The organism is Shewanella sp., from assembly GCF_013214165.1.
Classification (GTDB): domain Bacteria; phylum Pseudomonadota; class Gammaproteobacteria; order Enterobacterales; family Shewanellaceae; genus Shewanella.
The window spans coordinates 1-9,073 of sequence record NZ_JABSSM010000110.1 but is presented as its reverse complement, the minus strand read 5'-3'; the positions used below and the strand labels follow the sequence as shown (position 1 = coordinate 9,073).

Genomic DNA, 9,073 nt, shown 5'->3' with positions numbered 1-9,073 from the left:
CCTACACTATCCCCACAGTCCGAGGCTTTGCCCTCGGCTCTTTTTTCTGGATTAGTTAAAGTACCGCCAAAAGGCAGGAAGTGCATTTTCAAACCGCACACTTTACCTGTTCAAAAGATAAAGGTGTTCACTGCTGAGCAGTACCAAGAGCTCAACTTTCTTGATGGCTATAAAACAGCTGAACTGCCAAAGGGCGCCAATGCACACCAGGCACTTAAAGAGGTTAACGCTTTACTCGATGAGGTTTCGCCCAATCATGCGGTACTTAATAGTAACCGCAGTTTCGCCAATGCTCGTCTGAGTCATCTGCCTAATAAGATCCGCATTAAGATAGCCGAAGAGTATCAGCGCCGACTTACCAAAAAAGACGGCTCGCAAAATGTTCGAAGCGCCAATATCTATTTGAGAAAGACAACCGACTTTATCAACCAGGTTTGGCTTAAATACCCGTTTCACAATATTGGTAGTTTCGATAGATTCACCTCACAACATGTTAACGAGAGTAACGGCAAGCGAACCACTCATTATGGTGGGTTCGAGTTAATCAAGTATCGCAAGAGCAAGCGCCTCAAAGATGTGGCCAATCGCCTGGCCTTAACCGTTCTCGATGAAGTTAAAGATGCGGCCAGCCTGAATCATGGTGATATTGCCTTTTTTAATGCCTATGACGCAGCAGCTGGAGTGTGTCAGCAGTGGCAAGTTAATCCCCCATATTATTCTGATGTAAAAAATAATCAGATCATCGAGGCGGCAGAGTGCGCCATTTTACGTATGACCAGCCCAAAGTGGTGGCTCAATAAACTGCGAACCCTACGCGATCAGTGCTGTGAGCATCTGAATATCGCTGCAGGTTTAGTGGGTGAAAACAGCCCATACCTTAGCCGTGAGAGTTTTAACGAATGGTGTGAGCAGCAAAAGAGCGGTCGTGAGTGGTTAGAGAACACCATGATTGAATCTGAGGCCGGGGTGATCTTACCGCTTATTGATGCGGCTATGGCTGGCTCGGCAAATCCTGCCAATCGTTTTGTTGAGCTAATCGTTAGGGCTCGCGGCCTTGAAGAAGTTGCCGAAGAGTCTGGCCAGGTGGGTTATATGGTTACGCTTACGGCCCCTAGTAAGTACCACTTCAACTCAGATAAATGGAACTGTGAAAGCCCTCGTTTCACTCAAGCCTATTTGTCCGGGCAATGGCGAAAGATTCGCTCTGCCTTGTCATATCGAAAAATCAAAATTCAGGGGCTGCGAGTCAGTGAGCCGCACAAAGACGGCACCCCGCACTGGCATATGCTGATCTTCGTTCACCCGGACAAAGCCGATGTGCTTAAAGAATTATTGACCAAGTATGCATTTGAAGTCGATGGCCATGAAGAGGGAGCCGCAGAGCACCGACTCGAGATAGAAAATATCGATAAATCCAAGGGTTCAGCGGTTGGTTACATCATCAAATATCTGTCGAAAAATATCAAAGGTGAGCACATGCAAGGGGAGTTAGATTTTGAATCTGGCTTGCTGGCTCACGATGGCGCCGCCAATGCCGCAGCATGGGCCAGCCGTCACCGTTTGCGCCAGTTTCAATTCTTTGGTTCTTCCTCTGTCCAAGTATGGCGTGAACTCAGAAGGCTGAAAGAGTGCCCGCAGCCAGCAGGTATCGAACCCGCTAGAGCTGCAGCCGACAGTTCAAATTGGAAAGCTTTTGAAGAGGCCTTGGCCGTTAATCCAATCAAACTCGAATATGAAGAGACCGAATGCGGCAACGAGTTCGGTGAAATGACCAAGCGTGTGCTTGGGCTATGTGCTTTGGCTACTCAAGCCGATGGTGAAACCAGTATTAGAACGTTAATCACCCGGGGTGAGAAGTGGACCATCAGAGGTATGAATGATGATGAGAAGGTTAACTATAAAAAGCTCAAAGAGGAGCGTGCTCTTATCTTCAGAGAAAACGCCGCTATCGAGAACAAAGAGGATAAGAAACCCATACCCAAGTGGAAGCAACAGCTTGGCTCTGGACTGAAGAGTCGCGGCAGCGGCGATACTCGGACTTGTGGGAATAACTGTACAGATGCCGTTTTGGGAGGCCAAGCGGCCGTATTCTCTGAAGAGTCGTTGCGATATCTCGCCTCTCACGGTGTTGTTGATAAATATACGCTTGAACAGCTTGCCAGTGGTTTAAGGATCTTTACTGATGCTGGTCGAATTTGGTGGGTGAGTAACGGCCAGTTGCAGTTTGAGCGGTTGTTTGATCTTGAGGAGAGTGAATTTGATTACTTCTAATAAACAGGTTTTAGCACAAGACAATAATTCAATGCGTAAGGGGAGTGTGATGTTTAGAGGGGATAATCAGTTTTCATTCAACTTAGACCAGCATGAGTTGATTATTGATAATTTTGCAGGTGGTGGCGGTGCTTCTACTGGTATTGAGCTAGCGATTGGCCGTCCGGTTGATATCGCCATTAATCATGATCCTGATGCGATTGCGATGCACAAGACCAATCATCCTTTAACTAAACATTACTGTGAATCTGTGTGGGATGTTGATCCCGTTAAAGTGTGTGGTGGTCGCCCGGTCGGTTTGGCTTGGTTTAGCCCGGATTGCAAACACTTCTCTAAAGCTGCAGGCGGTAAACCAGTAGAGAAGAAAATCCGGGGTTTGGCATGGGTGACTTTGCGTTGGGCTGCTACCGTTCGCCCGCGTATTATCATGCTTGAGAATGTAGAAGAGTTTGTCACCTGGGGACCGATAGCCGATGGCAGACCTTGCCCGAAGAGAAAGGGGAAGACCTTCCACAGTTTCGTGCATCAGCTGCGCCAGCATGGTTATAAAGTAGAGTGGAAGCAATTAATCGCCAGTGATCATGCTTGCGCTACAATCAGAAAACGATTTTTCTTAGTGGCTCGATGTGACGGCCAGCCAATCACATGGCCAGCACCAACACATGGCAATCCGAAAAAGCAGCCGGTTAACGGTAAAGTGCTTAAACCATGGCGAACCGCAGCGGAGGATGTGATCGATTGGTCTATTCCATGCAAATCAATATTTAATCGCAAAAGACCTCTGGCTGAAAAAACCATGCAGCGTATTGCCAAAGGGATCCAGAAGTTTGTTATCGATGCTAGTGAACCATTCATTGCCCCTTCTGAAGCCAGAATTGTTCCTTTCATTACCGAGTTCGCTAACGCCAGCAGCCAACGCAACATGCCAGCAGATGAACCTTTACGGACCATTTGCGCCCAGGTGAAAGGTGGTCATTTTGCTTTGGTTTCACCAGTTATCTGTCGCCAGTTTGGTAATAGTGTGGGTCATTCAATTGACTCGCCATTGGGAACAGTCACAGCAGGTGGTGGGGGTAAGTCTCAATTAGTGACCAGCAGCATGGTGAAAATGCGTGGGACTAATATCGGTTTCCCTACTGATGAACCAGTTCATACCATCACAGCAGGTGGTAATCATATTGGTGAAGTGCGCGCGTTCTTAATGAAGTACTACGGCACCGGAGTTGGTCAAACACTTAACGAACCTTTGCACACAATTCGAACCGGTGATTGCTTCGGTTTAGTCATGGTTAAAGGTGAAGCCTATCAAATCGTCGATATCGGCATGCGTATGCTTGAGCCCCATGAACTATTTGCCGCTCAGTCCTTCCCGAGTGATTACATCATCGATGTTGACCACACAGGTAAGAAGTATTCAAAAGCTAAACAGGTGGCCAGGTGCGGTAACTCGGTACCGCCTTTGTTGGCTAAAGCACTGGTCATGGCTAATTACTGTGAGCCTGTACAAATCGAAGAAGTGGCTTAGTACTACTCTAGTGAAATCGCGTACCCCGTTGATAAATGTGTAGATAATAGGAGAGGCACTATTATGAGTGTGTCAATTATGGAATTAGAAAATGACTGATGAATCTATGCTTTACCAGAAAGTGGACCTGTTGAATGGTCTGTTTCCTAACCTAGATACTGAGGCTGAAAAGGATGTATGTAATGCAATTATCGCGGATGTATTGGCTGTATATGAACAGCAATACATCACAACAGATTCAGTTCCTGTTGGAGCTGCTGACGTTGAACGGGGGAGAGGGCACGAGCCAGTTCCGACACAATAGCACTGGACGTTCGAGAGCTCGGGCTTAACGTGTGACTGAAACTCAGATTTGTCACGAATGTGTGGCCACATTCTGGATCAGAGCATGAGCAATACAAATCGGCATGGGCCAGACTCAGCCGATTTGTTTTTCCAATTATCGCAACAGAACCACAGCCTGGACAAAGTACCCGCATCACAATCTCCCAATTGTTTTAATCTGCTTAGTTTACGACAAAACACTGTTTTTTTGAACAGGTACTTGTACCGTGTTGTGTATATTTAAAATATCCAATTTGTTGCTATCGTGTTAAGTTGTGGGCGTGGTGCTTTTTAGGAATAAGGAATAAGGAATAATGGAAATGCAAAGGATTCTGCTACGTATTTTGCTAATAGGGTTAGTTTTTTTACCTATAGCAACCTTTTCAAAAAGCATTGAAAATGAGGGGGGGATCGTACTTCCTAAGACTATGATTCTTTCTGGACTTGATTTCGAACAGCTAAGCACACTTCGTGAGAAATACTATAGAACGCTCCAAATTGAAGAAGCTAATCTGTCTTCTTTAAAAGCCGAACTTGTAAAATATCCGAGTAAAGGTGAATTGAGTGAAAAAATCAAATTAGCTTATGAAAATCAATATTCAACTGATGAAAAAATCAAGGAAGTTAAAAAATCTATTGATTTGATTGAAAATTCTGATAGCAATAAAAGTAAAAATAACCTTATGGAAAAATATTTTGGTGATTCAAACAAAATATCACATGACATTTCAGAATCACTTTTCCCAATTAATGGTGGGAGGTTTTTAGATGTAAAGTTAGTTGGTTTGGAAACTGAATTGTACCAATACCAGACTGAGTATAATGATAATGAATATGCCTTGAGTAAGGTAACTCATATTCAGGAACTAGTAAGAATTAAAGAGGGAAAAGTCAGCTTGATACAAGAACACTTGTATCAAATCGAAAGTGAAATAACTAATGTTTTGGACCTGGAAAAAAGGAGGATGATGTTTAGGGTGTCAGTTACTTTTGCCTTCTGCGTTCTAGTGGCTATTGTTATAATTGGTTTTTTTTATATTTCCTATAAAAATAATGAAATTGCAGTTAAGGTTTTTTCAGGGGAAAATGGAATAAAATTCATAACTTTATTTTTAGTTATTATTGCAATAATTTTGTTTGGTATTATGGGGATTTTAGAAAGTAAAGAGTTATCAGCTCTACTTGGTGGAATAGCAGGATTTATACTAGGGAAAGAGTCATCAAAGGCATAAATGATTTTATTTGAAAATTGTCGCAGTTTTGCCTTTGGCTACTGCGACATAGGACAGTGTAACGTCAACCCCAAGTACGTCGATAGGGCTCTCAACCCAAATCAAACACCAGCTCCAACTTGCCGCCGACTTCCGGATCTTGCGCTACCGCATTTATCATCTTCTTGATTAGCGGCTTAGTCTCATTCTTAAAGTAAACCTCATCATATTTGGCCGGGTCGCCAAGGCCTGCGGTGTTGGCGGGAATGATGCCGGCTAATCCGGGCGGGAATCTGTGGGCGTTGAGTACGTCCTGGGCGCTGACGTTCTTCACGTTCATAAACTCATCTTTAGATTCGAAGTTACCTACCGGGATGATCTGCAGGCCTTTCTCTTTACCGTTAGGAATATTGACAAACAGACTCTTGAAGTTACCCACGCCCTTGCTGTCTTGAATCTTCTCTTTGATCTCCTGTTCAACTTCGGGGTCCAGGTTCGGGTCGGTGGCATACATGATGAAACCCATGTGGGCGCCATTGAGAAAGTACTTACGACGAAACAGGGTGGCATCCTCGTTAAGTAGTGCGGCCTGCAGTCCACCGAGATAATCGGGGCAACCATAGATTTGCTGTACTGGATCATACTGGCGCACCCAGATCACATCTTTGGCCTTGTAGCGTTTCAACTGCTGATTGCGCTCGAGTACTACGGCGCCACCGTCTTTGGCTACCCGAGTGCGGTAGCTGGGGAGAGGGAACAATCGTACTACCTGGCGAAAACCGTTGCGGATCTTGAGCAGTGCCACATCGCCAAATTGTATCTGGTTCAAAAAAGCCGCTTCAACATCTTGTACGCTCAAGCCGCCGGAGACATAACGGCTTGCGGCCATATTGGCGCGGCTCTGCACTATGCCGCCATGTTGGGCATTGCGGCGGGTTAGGTTCGCCAACAGATGCCGATCGACAGGTGGCTCCCAGTAATCATCCATCTGGTTGTAATACAGTGAGTCATAATCGGTGAGCCACATGTTAGGCATCACGGTTTCGGGCAAGCTGAAAACCACAGGGGCATTAGTCTGCTCAGTAGACTCGTTACCTTCTGTATTATTGGCAGCATCATTGGCAGCTATCTCGACAGGGACCATGTGGATTTACCTTTTTGTGCGTGGTTAAGTGGCTCGTTAATTACCGCGTGGGCAATCGCGAAGAATACGTCAGCATGGCCAGTGGTTTGATCTCGGCCTGCTTTAAATGTCATGTTGTCGCCGCTGGCGGTATTGGTTTTACGAATCGATAAAAAGCTCATGCCGATATCTTTGTGGCAGGCATCCCAGCTGATCCGGCTCGCCTGTACCACATCAATCATCTTGAGTACCAGGCGGATTTTACTGCTGACGCTGTAATGAATCGCCATGGCTTCGCGTGGGTAAAGGGTTTGTATCAGGTCAAATACTCCCGCGCCTATGCCCGTGGTGTCGACACCAATGTAGGTCACGTGGTACCGGGCAAAAATCTTCTGTATCTCGGCAACGTGATGCTGAAAGTTCAAACCGCGCCAGGCATGTTTCTCCAGTACGCGGAATTTCTCGCCCTTTTTAATGGGCGGCGCTAGCACCACCAAGGTGGCATTGTCGCGCGTTCGTGACGGATCATAGCCTAGCCAAACCTCACGACTGGCAAATGGCCTCGGGTTCTTGGGTTTAAAGTCGGTCCAATGATCTGCATCGCCCATGCATTTTTCTAAATCACTAAACTTAAATACCGAGTCGGCATCATCGACAAAGATGCACATAAACAAGTTATTAAAATCATCGTCGTTGTACTCGTCGCGCAGCTCATCGATATCGAACAGCTGACAGCCCCCGCGCACAGCGTCCTCGATGGTGACCACATAGCGCCACTGCTTATCCGGGCACAAGCGGCCATTGTCGCGGCATTCGTCGAAGGTGGGAAACTCAATATATTCGCGGTCTGCTTTTCCCCTGCGCCAGTGATCCCCCGTCCAGAAGGTATAAGCGGGGTGAGCTTTGGTCGATGGGGTTGAAAAGTAAGTCTTGCGCCACTTCTTATGGGTTGCCATGGCTGATGCAAGTTTGTTGAGCACATCGAACTTGCCGATCCAGAAGTATTCATCCACATATACATGGCCGTGGTAAGACTGAGCAGTTTTACTGTTGGTACTTAAGAAACGCAGCTCTGCATCACCGTGGGCGGTATGCAGCACAATCGGGTTACCGGTCAACTCAATTTCAAAAAACTCTTGGGCAATGCAGACAATATAAGTGCGGAACACTTCAGCCTGGGCTCGGGAGGCCGACAGGAATATTTGCGGGTCCCCGGTTAATACAGCCTGTTCGAACGCCTCACCGGCAAAATAATAGGTGGCACCTATCTGGCGTGACTTGAGAATATTACGAATACGCTGATGCAAATTCTCATGCATGGTCTTCTGGTATTCGAACAGGGTGGCGAACCAGGGGGCAAAGTCATCGGCGGAGAGATGACTCACATCATTCTTACGTTTACGCCCTTTGCGCTTGCCTCTTTGCTGCGCTTCCTCGCTTGAGCCTTTATTTCCCGACCTCTTGCCGCCTTGGGTATCCTGTTCACCAGCTGCTGCTCGTTCGAGTGTTGCACGCTGCTTTTTCAGCTTCACATGCTTTTCGATAAGCATATCCAGCTCTTTGATCTGCATGCCCGACTTTTCAGATATATCGGTTAACAGCACAATACGGCGGGCTATCGCCTCGTCGACCTCCTCCTCGCGCAGCATATCGCGCCAGCTGTACTTATCTGCCCAGTAATAAACAATTCGGCTATTGGGGAATTCAAGTTCAAGACGGATCTCTTCCGGGGTCCAGCGTCTTAAATAGAGCCGTTTTGCTGCTTCGCGTATTTCGGGAGAGTATTTAGCCAAGGGTTAATGATGCTCACACAAATGAAAACTGGCCCCAGTGTATTCATTAGTTTCAAGCCTATAACGGACTAAAGTTCGGCTTGTTTCGGATACGGGTCACTATCCGAATTGAGCCGAACTAAACCCAGTGCTAAGGGCATTTCATCTGGCTATGCTGGCCACCTAAATCAGATATCACTATCGATTAACCAGCACAGATGAGCCAAATATGAGTCAGTTGAAAACAGATTGGGTGCGTATCGCCACCGAAGGGCAGACATTCCGTAATGTACCAATTGAGCGTCAATGGCTAGTCGACATTGCTGAAACCTATGACCCTAAAAATTATGGCGCACGTATCTGGCCGGATCATCGTCGTTGGTATGGTGCCTGGGGCGATGTGCTCGAAGTTAAAACCGAAGAACAAGACGGTAAGCTGCGTCTTTTCGCCAAATTGAAACCCAATACCCAACTGATCTCTGCTAACGAGCAAGACCAAAAGGTATATACCTCTATCGAACTCGACCCCAACTTTGCTCAATCGGGTAAAGCTTATCTCACAGGTTTGGGCGTAACTGATGAACCAGCCAGTTTAGGTACCGATCGCCTTAAGTTCTCAACTAAAGAACGCTTTGATACTCATCAATATGGTGCGCCTGAACAGCTGGTTATCGGTTATCCCGATGTTGAACAGGCCGAAAGTGACGAACAGCCAAAGCAAGAGAAGCACCTCTACAGCATTTTGAAGAACTTCTTTAAATCTAATTCGCCAGATCTGGCACCCGAACCTTCTGAGGAAGAACCCATGAACAAAGAACAGTTTGAAGCCTTGATGGGCCAATTTACA

8 protein-coding genes are annotated in these 9,073 nt (G+C 46.4%); 5 read left to right on the top strand and 3 right to left on the bottom strand.

The annotated features are described in order from the left end of the window. The 3 genes from HRU42_RS19280 to HRU42_RS19270 all read left to right on the top strand — a co-directional run. On the top strand, nt 1-2,271 hold a 2,271-nt coding region (locus HRU42_RS19280; protein ID WP_295033507.1), incomplete at its 5' end, for a replication endonuclease. 49 nt (nt 2,272-2,320) lie between these two features. Next, complete coding sequence (locus tag HRU42_RS19275) at nt 2,321-3,796, top strand: DNA cytosine methyltransferase (RefSeq protein ID WP_295033508.1); 1,476 nt, start codon at nt 2,321-2,323, stop codon at nt 3,794-3,796. A gap of 91 nt (nt 3,797-3,887) precedes the next feature. Beyond that, entirely contained in the window at nt 3,888-4,100 is a 213-nt protein-coding gene (locus tag HRU42_RS19270; RefSeq protein WP_295033510.1) for a hypothetical protein, read from the top strand. On the opposite strand, the gene HRU42_RS19265 is transcribed toward HRU42_RS19270, so the two are convergent. Next, nucleotides 4,024-4,275: an ogr/Delta-like zinc finger family protein gene (locus HRU42_RS19265; RefSeq protein ID WP_295033505.1), complete on the bottom strand. Its 252-nt coding sequence runs from the start codon at nt 4,273-4,275 to the stop codon at nt 4,024-4,026. The genes HRU42_RS19270 and HRU42_RS19265 overlap by 77 nt on opposite strands. Nucleotides 4,276-4,434: 159 nt before the next feature. Here HRU42_RS19265 and HRU42_RS19260 point away from each other — a divergent pair, with 159 nt between their 5' ends. Then, nucleotides 4,435-5,352, top strand: coding sequence for a hypothetical protein (locus HRU42_RS19260; protein ID WP_295033503.1), 918 nt, complete (start codon nt 4,435-4,437; stop codon nt 5,350-5,352). Nucleotides 5,353-5,443: 91 nt separating this feature from the next. Here the strand turns inward: HRU42_RS19260 and HRU42_RS19255 are convergent, their stop codons facing one another. Continuing rightward, nucleotides 5,444-6,475: a phage portal protein gene (locus HRU42_RS19255; RefSeq protein WP_295033501.1), complete on the bottom strand. Its 1,032-nt coding sequence runs from the start codon at nt 6,473-6,475 to the stop codon at nt 5,444-5,446. After that, nucleotides 6,457-8,247 carry a terminase family protein gene (locus HRU42_RS19250; RefSeq protein WP_295033499.1) on the bottom strand — a complete coding sequence of 597 codons (1,791 nt, stop codon included), beginning with the start codon at nt 8,245-8,247 and terminating at the stop codon, nt 6,457-6,459. The genes HRU42_RS19255 and HRU42_RS19250 overlap by 19 nt, the downstream gene beginning before the upstream one ends. Before the next feature lie 208 nt (nt 8,248-8,455). Here HRU42_RS19250 and HRU42_RS19245 point away from each other — a divergent pair. Next, nucleotides 8,456-9,073: GPO family capsid scaffolding protein (locus HRU42_RS19245; protein ID WP_295033497.1), on the top strand; the 618-nt coding region annotated here is incomplete at its 3' end.

Bases quoted from the DNA above. Each gene is read 5' to 3' on its own strand.
- HRU42_RS19275 (WP_295033508.1), top strand. From the start codon at position 2,321: ATGTTTAGAGGGGATAATCAGTTTTCATTCAACTTAGACCAGCATGAG.
- HRU42_RS19270 (WP_295033510.1), top strand. From the start codon at position 3,888: ATGACTGATGAATCTATGCTTTACCAGAAAGTGGACCTGTTGAATGGT.
- HRU42_RS19265 (WP_295033505.1), bottom strand. From the start codon at position 4,275: ATGCGGGTACTTTGTCCAGGCTGTGGTTCTGTTGCGATAATTGGAAAA.
- HRU42_RS19260 (WP_295033503.1), top strand. From the start codon at position 4,435: ATGGAAATGCAAAGGATTCTGCTACGTATTTTGCTAATAGGGTTAGTT.
- HRU42_RS19255 (WP_295033501.1), bottom strand. From the start codon at position 6,475: ATGGTCCCTGTCGAGATAGCTGCCAATGATGCTGCCAATAATACAGAA.